The sequence below is a fragment of the Arthrobacter sp. 08Y14 genome, from assembly GCF_002929455.1.
GTDB classification, from domain to species: Bacteria; Actinomycetota; Actinomycetes; order Actinomycetales; family Micrococcaceae; genus Arthrobacter_B; species Arthrobacter_B sunyaminii.
Genome location: NZ_PJIX01000004.1, coordinates 158021 through 171502, shown reverse-complemented (window position 1 = coordinate 171502; position 13482 = coordinate 158021). Strand labels below are relative to the sequence as shown.

13 protein-coding genes and 1 tRNA gene are annotated in these 13482 nt (G+C 64.0%); 5 read left to right on the top strand and 9 right to left on the bottom strand.

Features of this window, described 5'->3' with window-relative positions; genetic code table 11:
* Positions 1-3: 3 nt before the first annotated feature.
* The gene (locus tag CXR03_RS16615; RefSeq protein WP_104055846.1) at positions 4-468 is read left to right on the top strand and encodes a hypothetical protein; all 465 of its coding nucleotides are present in this window, start codon (positions 4-6) and stop codon (positions 466-468) included.
* 85 nt (positions 469-553) lie between these two features.
* Here the strand turns inward: CXR03_RS16615 and CXR03_RS16610 are convergent, their stop codons facing one another.
* Complete coding sequence (locus tag CXR03_RS16610; protein ID WP_104104850.1) at positions 554-2446, bottom strand: phosphoenolpyruvate carboxykinase (GTP); 1893 nt, start codon at positions 2444-2446, stop codon at positions 554-556.
* A gap of 305 nt (positions 2447-2751) precedes the next feature.
* Here CXR03_RS16610 and CXR03_RS16605 point away from each other — a divergent pair.
* A tRNA-Arg gene (locus tag CXR03_RS16605) sits at positions 2752-2827 on the top strand.
* Positions 2828-2932: 105 nt separating this feature from the next.
* On the opposite strand, the gene CXR03_RS16600 is transcribed toward CXR03_RS16605, so the two are convergent.
* A complete protein-coding gene (locus CXR03_RS16600) occupies positions 2933-3535 on the bottom strand; it encodes a helix-turn-helix domain-containing protein (RefSeq protein WP_104104849.1) in 603 nt (200 codons plus the stop codon).
* Positions 3536-3698: 163 nt separating this feature from the next.
* On the opposite strand from CXR03_RS16600, the gene CXR03_RS16595 reads away from it, so the two are divergent.
* Complete coding sequence (locus CXR03_RS16595; protein WP_258073721.1) at positions 3699-4499, top strand: IclR family transcriptional regulator; 801 nt, start codon at positions 3699-3701, stop codon at positions 4497-4499.
* A 71-nt stretch (positions 4500-4570) separates the two neighbouring features.
* Here CXR03_RS16595 and CXR03_RS16590 read toward each other — a convergent pair whose 3' ends face one another.
* From CXR03_RS16590 to CXR03_RS16560, 7 genes are all read right to left on the bottom strand, one after another.
* Positions 4571-5032: a hypothetical protein gene (locus tag CXR03_RS16590; RefSeq protein WP_104104847.1), complete on the bottom strand. Its 462-nt coding sequence runs from the start codon at positions 5030-5032 to the stop codon at positions 4571-4573.
* A 2-nt stretch (positions 5033-5034) separates the two neighbouring features.
* Positions 5035-6615: a long-chain fatty acid--CoA ligase gene (locus tag CXR03_RS16585; protein WP_104104846.1), complete on the bottom strand. Its 1581-nt coding sequence runs from the start codon at positions 6613-6615 to the stop codon at positions 5035-5037.
* Positions 6612-7463: an SDR family NAD(P)-dependent oxidoreductase gene (locus CXR03_RS16580; RefSeq protein WP_104055835.1), complete on the bottom strand. Its 852-nt coding sequence runs from the start codon at positions 7461-7463 to the stop codon at positions 6612-6614. Before CXR03_RS16580 ends, CXR03_RS16585 begins: the two co-directional genes overlap by 4 nt.
* A gap of 108 nt (positions 7464-7571) precedes the next feature.
* Positions 7572-8138 (bottom strand): 3-phenylpropionate/cinnamic acid dioxygenase subunit beta, encoded by a 567-nt coding sequence (locus tag CXR03_RS16575; RefSeq protein ID WP_237685784.1) that lies wholly within the window; start codon positions 8136-8138, stop codon positions 7572-7574.
* A 28-nt stretch (positions 8139-8166) separates the two neighbouring features.
* A complete protein-coding gene (locus CXR03_RS16570) occupies positions 8167-9378 on the bottom strand; it encodes an NAD(P)/FAD-dependent oxidoreductase (RefSeq protein ID WP_104104845.1) in 1212 nt (403 codons plus the stop codon).
* A gap of 69 nt (positions 9379-9447) precedes the next feature.
* A complete protein-coding gene (locus tag CXR03_RS16565; protein WP_104104844.1) occupies positions 9448-9798 on the bottom strand; it encodes a bifunctional 3-phenylpropionate/cinnamic acid dioxygenase ferredoxin subunit in 351 nt (116 codons plus the stop codon).
* A 28-nt stretch (positions 9799-9826) separates the two neighbouring features.
* Positions 9827-11203, bottom strand: coding sequence for an aromatic ring-hydroxylating dioxygenase subunit alpha (locus CXR03_RS16560; protein ID WP_104104909.1), 1377 nt, complete (start codon positions 11201-11203; stop codon positions 9827-9829).
* 284 nt (positions 11204-11487) lie between these two features.
* Here CXR03_RS16560 and CXR03_RS16555 point away from each other — a divergent pair, with 284 nt between their 5' ends.
* Together CXR03_RS16555 and CXR03_RS16550 are read left to right on the top strand one after the other, a co-directional pair.
* Positions 11488-12867, top strand: coding sequence for an MFS transporter (locus CXR03_RS16555; protein ID WP_104104843.1), 1380 nt, complete (start codon positions 11488-11490; stop codon positions 12865-12867).
* Positions 12868-12979: 112 nt separating this feature from the next.
* Positions 12980-13429 (top strand): PaaI family thioesterase, encoded by a 450-nt coding sequence (locus CXR03_RS16550; protein ID WP_104055826.1) that lies wholly within the window; start codon positions 12980-12982, stop codon positions 13427-13429.
* Positions 13430-13482 lie beyond the last annotated feature (53 nt).

Below are 13482 nucleotides of genomic sequence, written 5' to 3'. Positions count from 1 at the left end.
CCAATGGCTGATGTTGAACTGAACGGCTCCGAGCCCTCCGCCGAGGTCCAGGAGGACCTGAATTCGCTGCTGGGCACCGCTCTGGGCGTTGCCCAGGAGCAGCTGGAGGCACAGGGCGCCTTCCTGCCCGCCGCCCTGGTGGTCCAGAACGACGGCGAGCTGCGGATGATTGCCGTTGCTCCGGAGGAAAGCGACGAGGACCTCGACGCCGATGCCATGATCGATGACATCTACCAGGTCCTCACGGAGCAGAAGGGCGACAACCGGGCTGCAGCCGTGTTCTCCGACATCCACCTGCCGGATGAATCCACCGACGCCATCCATGTGGTGGCCGAGCACTCCGAGGGGGTCTGCATCTCCGCGATCCAGACCTACTCCGAGACCGACGGCGAGTGGACCTTCAATGAACCGCAGTGGGAGTCCGGCGACCGGCTGGTCTGGGGCACGGAAGAGTCCAGCGAGGCCTAAAGGCTTCCCGCTCCCCCGCCCATGCAAAAGGCCGGCGGTACCGCGCATCTGCGCAGTACCGCCGGCCTTTTGTCTGCCTGCCGGATTAGGCGGCCGCGAAGCGCTCCTTGAGCGTCTGCAGCTCGGCAACGAGGTCCTCGGGAAGGGATTCACCGAAGCGGGCGTACCATTCTTCGATGCCCGCCAGCTCCTTCTTCCATTCCTCCGGGTCAACATGCACGGCAGCCTCGACGTCGGCCGCGGTCATGTCCATGCCGGTGAGGTCCAGGGACTCTCCGGTGGGCACGAAGCCGATCGGGGTTTCCACTGCGTCGGCGGTTCCTTCGATCCGCTCGATGACCCACTTCAGCACGCGCGAGTTGTCACCGAACCCGGGCCAGGCGAATCCGCCGTCGGCCGTGCGGCGGAACCAGTTCACCAGGAAGATCTTGGGCAGCGTCTCCTGGTTGGCCTTGCCGCTGAGCGTGATCCAGTGCCGCAGGTAATCACCGGCGTCGTAGCCCATGAACGGCAGCATGGCCATCGGATCGCGGCGCACTACGCCCACCTGACCGGCGGCGGCAGCCGTGGTTTCGGAGGACAGTGTGGAACCCATGAAGATACCGTTGGTCCAGTCGCGGGACTGCGTCACCAGGGGAACCGTGGTCTTGCGGCGTCCGCCGAAGAGGATGGCCGACACCGGAACGCCGTCGGGAGAGTGGTATTCCTCGGCCAGCATGTCGATCTGGTCGATCGGCGTGCAGAAACGGGAATTCGGATGGGCTGCGGGACGGCCGGCTTCCGGCGTCCACTCGTTGCCGAGCCAGTCCGTCAGGTGCGCCGGAGCATCGTCGGTCATGCCTTCCCACCAGACACCGCCGTCGTCGGTCAGGGCCACATTGGTGAAGATGGAGTTGCCCTTGGCGATCGCCCGCATGGCGTTGGGGTTGGTGCTCCATCCGGTGCCCGGTGCGACACCGAACAGGCCGGCTTCCGGGTTGGTGGCGCGCAGTTCGCCGTTGTGGCCGAAGCGCATCCAGGTGATGTCGTCACCGAGGGTCTCGACCTTCCAGCCCTCAATCGTGGGATCCAGCAGGGCAAGGTTCGTCTTGCCGCAGGCGGACGGGAAAGCCGCCGCCACGAAGTAGTCCTTCTTTGCCGGGCTGGTGAGCTTCAGGATGAGCATGTGCTCGGCAAGCCACCCTTCGTCGCGCGCCATGATGGAGGCGATGCGCAGGGCGTAGCACTTCTTGCCCAGGAGGGCGTTGCCGCCGTAGCCGGAGCCGTAGGACCAGATGGAGCGGTCTTCGGGGAAGTGCACAATCCACTTGTCATCGCTGCAGGGCCAGGCGACGTCCTGCTCGCCCTCGGCCAGCGGTGCTCCGACGGAGTGCAGGGCCGGCACGAAAAACGCGTCCAGCTCTTCCATCTTCCGCAGCACGTCGGTGCCAATGCGGGCCATGATCCGCATCGAGGCAACCACGTAGGCGCTGTCAGTGATTTCGACGCCGAACTTGGGATCCTCGGCTTCAAGGTGACCCATGACGAAGGGAATGACGTACATGGTGCGGCCGCGCATGGAACCGGAGAAAAGCCCGTTGAGCTTGGCCCGCATTTCGGACGGGTCCATCCAGTTATTCGTGAAGCCGGCGTCTTCCTTCTTCTCGGAGCAGATGAATGTCTGCTCCTCGACGCGTGCCACGTCCTTCGGATCCGAAAAAGCGGCAAAGGAATTAGGGAACTTCTCCGGGTTGAGCCGGACCAGGGTTCCTGCATCCACCAGCTCATCGGTGAGGCGCTTGTTCTCCGCCTCGGAACCATCCACCCAATAAACGCGATCAGGCTGCGTCAGCTCGGCCACTTGCTGAACCCACGCAAGGAGAGCCTGGTGGGTGGTGGGGGCATCCTCAGAGGCCCCCGGTGTGTTGCTGTCCAAATGGCTAGGAGCAGCGTTGTCGCCGCTCTCATTGAGAACTAGCTGACGCGCGTCATCGCCCATGACTCTTCCCTTCGTTGGGCCAGTGGTGTGGTTTTGATGCTAGTTGTCGGTGTGCCGTGGACCACGGCACATAAGGTAATACCTATATCCAGCGGCGCCGGAGGTTCAGCTAGATTTCGGGGAACTTCCAGCACCAAACATACCCTGATGTGACGAACGTCATATAGACCGGTCTAGTAACTTTACGCCGGGCACCCCCGATTAGGCGCACCCGTAAATCTGGGCTATAGTTATTTACGGCAAAACAGCCACGGAGAAACTTTGAAGGAAGGCCTCACCGGCCGGAAAATGAAGAAAATCCAGATGCGTGCGTAGCTCAACGGATAGAGCATCTGACTACGGATCAGAAGGTTGGGGGTTCGAATCCCTTCGCGCGCACCACTGAAAAACCCGGCCTAACCAGAAGAAATACTGGTGAGGCCGGGTTTTTTGCTGCCCGGAATTCCCTACCTCGACGCTCTTTTGAAAGCAGCAGCCCCGAGAAGGTTACGGGCTGGCGCGCAGCCCTTCGGCACGCTCAATATCCTGGCGGGCAAACTGCGGAACGGATGGTGCCGTTGTGGTCAGATGGGAAACCGACGGGCCGCCCACAGTGCGGTAACCGTGCCGGACGTCTCCGGGGAAACGCAGGAAATCTCCGGCACCAAGGATCCGCAGGTCCGCTTCCGGACCCGCCTCCAGGACTCCGCTGATGACGTACAACTGATGAAGTGTTCCCGTCCCGCCAGGTTCAACCACGCGCAGTTCGGTTCCTTCTTCAATACGCAGAAGCTGGGTCCGTACGTATCCGGACCCGTAGACACGGTCCAGGTGCCGGGCCTGCCCTGCCTGCGCCGCACGCCAGGATGCTCCGGCCGCCGTCGACAGATGCACCTGTGTCCCCCACTCGGTGAGGAGCCTGAGCATGCCCACTCCCAGGCCCTGGCCGATGCGTTCAAGGGTTTCCACCGTAGGGTTGCCCACTCCGGCTTCGACCTTGGACAGTGTCTGCTTGGAGATCCCCGCCCGGGCAGCGAGCTCGCCGAGGGAGAGATCACGCTCGAGCCTGAAGCGCCGAATATTCCGGGATACCAGCTCGTTGGTCTGCATGGCGGCCAGTCTGTCACATATAAGTGACAATTTGTCATGTTTGACACACCTATCTGTGGCGGGCAACACTGAATATGCCGGTTGTTGCACAGGCCGGCACGTTGTCCCTGTCCACACGGTTCAACAACCACTTCCAGCGCCGGAGGAACCGATGACCCGCAGCATGCCACCTGCCCGAGATTCGCGGACGGCCGTCGACAAAGCCATGTCACTGCTCAGTGCCTTCGGTGATGACGCGTATATCGGCGTTGGAGTCAGCGAACTGGCACGCCGGTCCTCGCTGTCCAAATCCACTGCCTTCCGGCTTCTGGCCACACTGCAGGAAAACGGGGCGGTGGAGCGCGCAGGCAACAATTACCGGCTGGGCAAGATGATCCAGGATCTGGGCGCCACGCAGGAGGATGCCCTGCAGGGCAGGATGCGGGACGCTTTGACGCCCTTCCTGGCGGATCTCTACGTACTGAGCAAGCAGACGGTGCATCTGGCGGTCCTGCAGGGAACCGACGTTGTTTACCTGAACAAGTTGTACGGCCATCTTCAGGTCCGCAGCCCTTCCCGCATCGGCGGACGGGCTCCCGGCTACTGCACGGCAGTGGGAAAGGTCCTGCTGGCCTACAACCCCGACGCCGCCGAGCAGGCCATGGCATCGGGAATGCTCAGCTGGACTCCGTCCACCATCACCAGCCCGGCCCGGCTCCGGACCGAGCTGCTGGAGGTGCGGCGCACCAACCTCGCCTATGACCGCGAGGAGATCCTCACCGGCCTCAACTGCATCGCAGCTCCTGTCTTCGGGACCAATGGGCGCCCGGTGGCCGCGCTCTCCGTCTCCGGGCCGGTGGGCAAGTTTGTGCCGGAGTCCCAGGCAACGTCACTGCGCAAGGTTTGCTACGCGGCGTCGCGCGCCGTGGCCGCGGTCAGCGGCCAGCAGCACCAGACGCGCCGCCAGCTCGTTCAAAGCGCCTAGGGCGCCAGGCGCTTGGCGCACCTGGCGCCCTAGGCGCATCTGCTGACACGGCCGGCACGACGGCGGCCGTGTCAGCGGGTGGGGACGTCGTCGATCCGACGGGATTCTTCCAGCACCCAGGCCGGTTCGGCGGCCATCAGCGACACCGACCGGTCCGGCAAATCCACGTCCACAACGTAGCGGTACCCGGCCCGTTCCCCGCGGGCAATCTCTGCCACATCGCCTTCTGCGGTGGCGATGACCAGGCGGCGGCACTGCGGATCTGCGGCCATCACCTGTTCCGAGACGAGCTGCAGCGCTTCCGCGGCGGCGTCTGCCGAAGGCTGCAGAACACGGTCGCGCACCGACGCGGGATAGGCCGCATCAAGCTCTCCGCGGACCACGAAGTCAACGTGCACCACACCGCGGGGCTCCCCGGCCTCCGTGACGGCAAAGGCTTCGGCAAAACCCCCTGCAGGCTGGACCGGGACGGCAGCCCAGGTCGCAGGCAGGCTGGCAGGCCACTTCAAAAGGTCAACTTCGTCGGCAGACATCGTCAGTTCTCCTCTGATGCCATCTCGCGGATGGCTATCTTGTTCAGTTTTCCTGCACCGTTACGGGGAACGGAACCCGTCAGCACCAGCTTTTTGGGCAGTTTGTACCGGGCCAGATACGTTCCGGTGAACGCACGCACCTCTTCGATGTCCGGAACAATTCCGTCCACGCAGCTCATGACGGCAACAACGGATTCTCCCCATTTGCTGTCTTCGACGCCGACGACGGCGACATCCAGGACACCGGGAAACTCCATGAGGGCGCGCTCCACCTCGGCGGGATAGACGTTCTCTCCGCCGGTCACGATCATGTCCTTGAGCCGGTCGACAATGTAAAAGAAGCCGTCTTCGTCCTGGTAGCCGATATCTCCGCTGCGGAACCATCCGTCGTTGAAGGCCGCTTCCGTGGCAGGACCGTCATTCCAGTATCCCGGCGTGACGTTTGGTCCCTTCACCCACATCTCACCGGTGCTGCCGCGCTCCGCAACGTCGCTGCCGGTGGTGGGATCGACAATCCGCACTTCGGTGTACGGCATGGGGATGCCGCAGGATCCGGCTTTGTCATAGGTCAGTTCCGCCGGGAGATATGTGGCGAACGGGGCTGTTTCCGTGAGTCCCCAGGCCTGCTGGACACGGACCCCTTTGCCTTCATACTGCTTCAGCAGCACCGGCGGAACCGGTGCCCCCGCACAGATGAGAGCTCGCAGGCTTGAAATATCGGCTTCTTCGAAGTTCTCCGCCTGCTGCATGGCTGAAAGCTGTGCAGGCACCAGGAACGCCTGTGCAACACCGTGCTGCTCGATGTCCCGCAGCGTTTGCCGGGGATCGAAGGTCCGGCGGATTACCGTGGTTCCTCCCCGCGCCAGGACGCGGAGGGTGAGGGCGTTCAGCCCGCCAATGTGGAACAGCGGGGCGACGGCCAGATTGACGTCCCCGCGGCGGGTATCCACCAGGGAATCGACATTGACGGAGTTCCACCACAGGTTTCCGAAAGACAGCTGCACGCCCTTGGGCACGCCGGTGGTGCCTGAGGTGAACATTAGAATAGCCAGATCTTCCTGCACCCGCGGGGTAACCTCCGGGGCAGGCCCTTCCCCGGTGCCAAGGAAATCGCTCAGCAGAGTCCAGATCGGCGAGTATTCGCGCGCCGGGGGAACAGCCGGATCGTTGTCCACCAGCACCAGTGCCAGATCGTCGGCTTGGAAACCGTCGTATCCGGACAGGATTTCCACGACGTCCTGATGGCACGGCTCAACAATGAGCACCTTCGGGGTGGAACGCTGGATCAGAACACTCACTTCACGCGGAGCGAGCCGGAAATTGAACGGTTCAAAAACTCCGCCGACCCACCAGGCGGCCAGCATGGTGCTGACGAAGGTTCGGCTGTTGAGTCCCAGGTAAGCGACCCGGTCCCCCTCGGCCACCCCCCTGTCACGCAGGGCGGCAGCGAGCTGTCCGGCTTCCGCCAGCAGTGACGAATAACTGATCTCCCGGTCCTCGTAGACCAGGGCCGTCGACTCCGGGGCATAAGCTGCAACGCGGTGCACTGCCGTTACCGGATTGAGGTTAATGTCCTGGCTCACAGCTGGTCGCCTCCCGCTGCGCGGTCTCCGAACCCGCGCACGGCGATGCCGCCGTCAACGGGAACAATGGCGCCGGTGATGTTGCCGGCGTTTTGGCGTGATGCCAGCAGCACGTAGGAGCCGGTGAAGTCCTGCGGCTCCACGGAGGCGTCATGCAGGGGTATCAGCGGGTTGTTGCCGGTGATCTCCGACCGGGCGAACGAGTCCGAGATGGTTCGTTCATTCAGTCCGATGGAGGCCGGGCCGCGGAGATCGGTGTTCATGGCACCCACGGCCACACCGTTGACGCGGACCTTCGGCGCCAGTTCGTAGGCCAGCTGGTTGACGAGTCCCCGGCCGGCAAATTTGGACGCTGTGTAGACGGGTCCGCCGCCGGCGGTGTGGAAGGAAGCATTGGACAGCGTCATGACCACGTTCCCGCGGGTCTTGACCAGTTCCTGCCACGCAGCCTGCACGGTCAGCAGGTATCCCAGGACATTGATGGAAAACAGTTCGTTGAATGTGTCTGTGAGCTGCTGCCCGTTCAGGCGCGTGATGGACCGGTTGTAGTCCCAGATCCCGGCGTTGGGCACCAGGATGTCCAGTTTTCCGAACCGGGCCACCGTCTGCGCGACGGCGTCCTGCAGATCTTCGCTGCTGCGCACGTCGCCGGGAAGGGCGAGCATCCGTTCAGGGGCGGAGGATGCTTCCACCACCGATTTCAGTTTGTCGGCGTCGCGCCCAAAGATGGCAACGGAGGCCCCTTCGGCAAGATAGCGCTCGGCCACCGCCTGTCCAATTCCGGAGCCGCCGCCGGTGACCAGGGCTACGTCACCCTGCAGCCAGCCGGCCTGCTGTGTTGCAAACATGTGTACCTCTCATACTGAGATGTGGAAGGTGCTGGTTTGACGCGCAGCGGAACAGAACCCCGGAGAGATGTTTCCGGAGTTGGCTGGCCACCGGGCCTGGAGGGTGTCTTAGAAGAACGTGCTGAGGTTTTTGGCCTGCAGCACGTTGGCGTCGAACATGATTTCCCGGCGCGCCACCTTGAAGCCGCCGTCGGGCTGGATCCGCAGGATGTCGGTGCGTCCTCCGGCGTAAATGTCGGTTTCCGTCTGAAGGCGGTTGCGGTACACCAGGAAGGCGCACCGGGCGCTGAGCGTTCCGTCCGATTGGTGGTGGACGGTGACGTTCGAAATCAGGTGCCGGGTGCGCGAGGGCGGGTCTTCGGCCCAGGCCATCCCCGAGTCGTAGCGGCGGATTCGCCAGGCCAGCGACTCCTTGGTTTCGTCGAAGTAGGCGGCTTCCCCCTGGGCTCCCACGGAGAGGGCGGCCTGGCGGCGCAGCCTGTTGGTCCGCAGCGGCGCCCAGTAGAACAGATCGTCGTCGAACACTTCCAGCCAGTCCGCGAAGCGGCCGTCGTCGAGCAGCTCAGCTTCCCGGAAGTAGAACTGCTGGACGCGGTACGCCAGCTCGGAGTCGACCAGCTGGCCGTCCGTCGGTGGAATGTCGGTGCCCGCAGCCGGGGCCATGGTCTCGGTCATCGTGTCAGCTCACGTTTCGTCAAAAGGATCAGCGGGCAAGTTTTTTGAGGTCGACGGCAGGATCCGCGAGGAGGGCAGGATCAACCCGGATGCCGCGGTCGATGATGCGGCGGGCAGCGCGGACGGTCAATCCGCCGTCGATCGCGGCGCAGCCGGCCATGGTGCCGTCGTCGGCCAACCGGAAGCTCGCCACTGGGACTCCGTCTTTCTCGCGCACCACAATGGTCCCGTCACCGAGCATTGATCCGGCGCCTTCAACGTGCACGCCGTGGCGGTCGGACCAGAACCAGGAAGCGCCGTGGACGGGCAGGTCCTGCCCCAGCAGGGCCGCGGCAGCGGTGGATCCGGTGTGCATGGCATGTTCCCAGTGCTCGGCCCGGCGCAGGAGCGTACCGTCCGGAAGCCGGGTGCGGGAGGAGTCGCCCACCGCATAGACGTTGGGGTGGCTGGTGCGCTGGTGGTCGTCGACCAGCGTCCCGTTATCAATTTCCAGCCCGGCCGACGCTGCCAGCGCGGTTTCCGGCACGATGCCGATCCCCACCAGAACCAGGTCTGCGGTGATCGTTTCGCCGTTGTCCATCTCGATGCGGTGTCCGGTTTCCCCGGCGCTGATGGCCAGCGGGACGCCGGTGACCACCTTGATGCCGCGGGCACCGTGCATGTGATGCAGCCGCTCGGCAAGGGCAAGCCCGACGGCGGGAACCAGGGGCGGCTCTACGGGATCGATCAGCGTCACCTCGGCGTCGAATGCCAGCGCCGATGACGCCGTTTCTGCGCCGATCAGTCCTGCCCCGATGATGGCCAGGTGCACTCCGGGCCGCAGCAGGCTGCGCAAATTGTCCGCATCCGCACGGTTGCGCAGTTCAAGGACCGACTCGAGGTCGCCGCCGGGGATGGCCAGCCGCCGGGCCGCGCCGCCGGTGGCCAGCACAATCTTGTCAGCGGACAGCTCCCGTCCGCTTTCCAGAAGCACCATGCCCTCGTCCGGGCGCAGGGCCACGGCTTTGCCGGTGATCACCTGGACGTCCTGTTCCTCGAACCAGGCCTCATCCGCCAGCTGGATCTGCTCGCCGGTACGGGTGCCGAGGAGGTAATCCTTGCTGAGCGGAGGCCTGTCGTACGGCAGCCCCTCCGGATCGACGATCGTCAGCGTTCCTTCGAAACCGCGGGCTCGCAGGTCCTTGACCGTGGTGAAGCCCGCCATCCCGCCGCCTACGACGATGACTGATTCAAGCGCCATGAATGTTCTTCCTTGCAGATCGGTACAGCTCGGTGCAGCGGTGGCCGGTTCAGGCCGTAGCGCGGGTGGTCAGGCAGACGCCGGCACTGCTGAGGTGTTCGGGTAGAGCAGCACCTCACCGTCTTCGACAACTACTTTGTGGGTTCGCGCGGCAATCGTCGCCGGCATGCACAGCGCTGCTCCGGACTTCAGGCAGAACTTCGCGGAGTGCACCGGGCATTCCACCTCGGTTCCCTCAATCCAGCCGTCCGCCAGGGACGCGGTTTCGTGGGTGCAGTTGTCATCGAGGGCGTAAAAATTGCCGTCCTCGGCGTGGAAAACAGCGATGTCCTCCCCTGTGCCGTTTTCGGCTCCGGAAACCACCTTCGCTTCACCCTCGTCGATGTCGTCGATGCTGCCCAGGTTGATTGCTTCGCTCATGATAAAAGTCCTAACTCAAAAATGGCTGTTACTGCCCCGGCTGCTGGCCCTGTTGGCCCTGCGCGCCCTGTTCATGCCAGGCCGGCGTATTCATCAGACCGGCCCAGTGCTTGTAGAACGAGCGCCCGGCGGCATCGGAGTACAGCTCGGAGGTCTGGCCGGGGTACACGCCGTCGTTCCGTTCGCTGCCAATGCCCATCTGGAAGTTCAGCGGCACGCTGTTGGTCACGAAGCCGTGCGAGATGGCCTGGACCTCGGACCAGTTCTCGCCGTCGTCGGCCTCGAAGATGCCCGAGGGCCCAAAGGTGCGCAGGTTGTACAGCCGCTGCGCGTCCTTGACCTCATCCGGCATGGACTTGTCCACAAGGATCCAGGCCCAGACCTCAATCTTGTCCGGTCCCTTGGGGTGCCAGACACGGATGGATCCATTGACCGGAAGGTAGGAGAAGTTCGGGAACACCGTGGCGTGCCCGGTGGTCATGGGACCCTCCACGGCGGCATCGCCCAGCCGCTCGCGCAGTGCCGGGTAGTCGTAGTACTCGTGGACGGGGCCGGCGTCGAAACGGGATTTCGGATGGGTGGGGAACCCTGCACCGTGGCCGTTGGGCGCCACGAACTGCCGGCCCGGGGTGGCGGCGATTTCGGCCTTGGGGCCGCGCCCGGTGGGTGACATGACCATCAGCGCCGAAGCGTGGGACATGTTCACGTGGTACCAGTCCGTGGCGAACTGCTCAGCGGCGAGCTTCCAGTTGCCCTCCAGCTCCCACTTCATGACCCCGCCCATGACCTCGGTGCCTTCGGGATCACGGTCAAGCATGGCATCCATGTAATACCGCATGTCCCCCAGGCTCTCTTCAAGGGGTTCGGCGTTGGGGTCCCAGTTTCCGAAAATGAGTCCCTTGTACGTGGCCAGGCTGGGCACGTCGATGAGACTCCAGTCCTTCCGGTCGAAATTCTCCGGGTAGGCCTGCTCATTGGGCACGGACTGCAGGGCACCGGCCAGGTCAAAGGACCAGCCGTGGTACGTGCAGGTAAACATCTTGGTGGCGCCGGCGTCGGCCCGGCACAGGCGGACTCCGCGGTGCCGGCAGGAGTTCAGGTAGGCGCGGATGGTCTTGGTTTTGTCCATGGTGACAATCACCGGGTCCTCGCCCATGAACGTGGTGAAGAAGTCGCCGGGCTTCTTGAACTGGCTCTCATGGGCCAGGAACAGCCAGCTGCGGGCAAACACGCGGCGCATCTCCTGGCCGTAAATGCCCCGGTCGGTGTAGATGGAACGGTCAATCATTCCGCCGTCGGTGTCCACCAGCGTGGACACATCGACATTGGTGTTCATGGAAGCCGGGCGCGGCAGCCGACCAATGGCCGGATTGGCCTTCGACGGGCAGGAGTCCTCGGTGCTCATGTGGATCATTCCTTCTGACGGGTCGGCGGCAGGCGCCGGTCGGCACAATTGCGTTGGTTCCATCTCACCCCGGTTACAGTCCGGACACCAACCAGCGTTCCGAACACTAGGACAAAGACCTTTGTCAAATAGGGTTTAGGCCCCGCGGGGCCGCGCAATCCGGGTCCCGGAGGAGCGAAATCTCACCGTCGCGTGTTCCACACCGCGGCACGGCCACTGGGGTGATGCCCGTCACGCCCATCAGGCTCATAGGAGTTATCTGCACATTTCTTCCGGGAGACCCCATGCCATCACCATCCGCCGCCCTGCCTCCGTCCCCGCCCGCGGCAGGACACCACACCACCGGGAAGGACTCGCGCCGCGCGCTCGTCTCCAGCTTCCTGGGCTCGACTGTCGAATACTACGACTTCCTTCTCTATGCCGCTGCCGCTGGCCTGGTTTTTCCCAAATTGTTCTTCTCTGCAGACATGGATCCCACGCTGGGCACCATCCTGTCCTTCGTGATCCTGCTGGCCGGATACATTTCACGGCCCATCGGCGGGGTGCTCTTCGGCCATTTCGGTGACAAGTACGGCCGCAAGAACATGCTGTTCATCACCCTGATGATGATGGGTCTGGTGTCCGTCGCCATCGGGCTCATGCCCACGTATGCCGCCATCGGCGTAGCCGCGCCGCTGCTCCTGGTCTTCCTCCGCGTGGTCCAGGGACTCGCCGTCGGCGGCGAGTGGGCCGGTGCCACGCTGATGGCCGCCGAACACGTCAAGGAGAAGAACCGCGGCTTTGCCGCCTCCATCGCCGTCACCGGCGGTCCCACCGGCTCGGTGCTGGCGACCCTGATCCTGGGCCTTTTCGCGGGCCTGCCCGAGGACGACTTTCTCAGCTGGGGCTGGCGCATTCCCTTCCTCCTCTCCGCCGCCCTGGTGGTTATCGGCCTCTACCTGCGTTACCGCGTCACCGAGTCCCCCGACTTCGTGGAGGCACGTGCGGCGGGAACGGTGCACACAGGCGTGCCGATCCTGCGGGTTCTGAAGAAGTACCCCCTGTCCTCGCTCTACGGCATTCTCGCTGCCGCCGGCCCGCTCTTCATGCAGGCGCTGCTCGGCGTCTTCATGGTCCCCTACGTAGTTGGCACCGGCGCCGTGGACCGGCAGACGGCACTGATGATGCTCACGGCGTCCTCCTTCGTGCACATTTTTGCGATTCCGTTCTTTGCCTGGCTGTCCGACAAGTTCGGCCGCCGCCCGGTGATGCTCGCCGGAGCGGGCATTTCCGTGGCTCTGGTGTTCCCCATGTTTGCGATGTTCAACTCGGGCAGCTTCTGGCTGATTGCGCTGGCGTTCATGGTGGGCAACCCCATCATCCAGGCTTCGATGTACGGCCCGATCGGCGCCTTCCTGGCGGAGAAGTTCGACACCCAGGACCGTTACACCGGCGTTTCGCTGACCTTCCAGCTGGGTTCGGTGCTGGGTGCCGGCACGGCTCCACTGCTGGCCACCTGGCTGATCGATCTGGACAATGGCCGCGGCACGGACAACATTGCCTGGTACTTCATCGCCCTCATTGCGGTGGGCGCCGCGTCAGTGATCCTTTCCAAGGAAACACGCGGCAGGTCGGCCCGTGAACAGACCGCCCGCGACGACGCCGATTTGGCTTCGGTCGGATAACCGGGCACCTGCTCCTGTTCTGCCTGGCGGCACCCGGCTTCAAGAGCCGGGTGCCGCCGTCGTTAGGGTTGCAGGAAGATACAGACCCCCAACACGTTCAAAGGATTCCCCCATGGCGCTGCCCGCTACCCTCGAAGATTTCACCGCCTTTATGGAGAAGTTCACCGCCGCGCGCGGTTTCGACGACATCGCCGTCACCCTCGGCCTGGAACCGCACGCCGTTGACGGTGAATCGATCAGCATGAGCATGCCGCTGACCGATCCGCTGGCCCAGGCCAACGGAATGTTCTCCGCGGCCGCGCTGTTCGGTGCTGCCGACATCACCGGAACTCTCCTGGCCATGCAGGCCTACGCCGGGTCCGGCCAGTTTCCCCTGGCCGTGCAGTCCAGCCTGAACTTCATGTCCAACTCCAAGGCCTCCCCCGCCGTTGCCACCGCACGCATCCTGCGCGGCGGCGGATCCGTGGCCGTAGCCGAGGTGACGGTTCGTGACGCAGCCGGCAAGGACCTCGTGCACTCCACGTTTACCTATGTGCTCAAGGAACGCTCATTGGGCAAGTAAGCCCCGCGTACCGCAGGACGGAACAGGCGTGCGGAGGACTCGCGCCGCCGGGT

Bases quoted from the DNA above. Each gene is read 5' to 3' on its own strand.
- CXR03_RS16565 (WP_104104844.1), bottom strand. From the start codon at position 9,798: ATGAGCGAAGCAATCAACCTGGGCAGCATCGACGACATCGACGAGGGT.
- CXR03_RS16600 (WP_104104849.1), bottom strand. From the start codon at position 3,535: ATGCAGACCAACGAGCTGGTATCCCGGAATATTCGGCGCTTCAGGCTC.
- CXR03_RS16580 (WP_104055835.1), bottom strand. From the start codon at position 7,463: ATGTTTGCAACACAGCAGGCCGGCTGGCTGCAGGGTGACGTAGCCCTG.
- CXR03_RS16615 (WP_104055846.1), top strand. From the start codon at position 4: ATGGCTGATGTTGAACTGAACGGCTCCGAGCCCTCCGCCGAGGTCCAG.
- CXR03_RS16570 (WP_104104845.1), bottom strand. From the start codon at position 9,378: ATGGCGCTTGAATCAGTCATCGTCGTAGGCGGCGGGATGGCGGGCTTC.
- CXR03_RS16550 (WP_104055826.1), top strand. From the start codon at position 12,980: ATGGCGCTGCCCGCTACCCTCGAAGATTTCACCGCCTTTATGGAGAAG.
- CXR03_RS16575 (WP_237685784.1), bottom strand. From the start codon at position 8,138: ATGACCGAGACCATGGCCCCGGCTGCGGGCACCGACATTCCACCGACG.
- CXR03_RS16560 (WP_104104909.1), bottom strand. From the start codon at position 11,203: ATGAGCACCGAGGACTCCTGCCCGTCGAAGGCCAATCCGGCCATTGGT.
- CXR03_RS16595 (WP_258073721.1), top strand. From the start codon at position 3,699: ATGCCACCTGCCCGAGATTCGCGGACGGCCGTCGACAAAGCCATGTCA.
- CXR03_RS16555 (WP_104104843.1), top strand. From the start codon at position 11,488: ATGCCATCACCATCCGCCGCCCTGCCTCCGTCCCCGCCCGCGGCAGGA.
- CXR03_RS16590 (WP_104104847.1), bottom strand. From the start codon at position 5,032: ATGTCTGCCGACGAAGTTGACCTTTTGAAGTGGCCTGCCAGCCTGCCT.
- CXR03_RS16610 (WP_104104850.1), bottom strand. From the start codon at position 2,446: ATGGGCGATGACGCGCGTCAGCTAGTTCTCAATGAGAGCGGCGACAAC.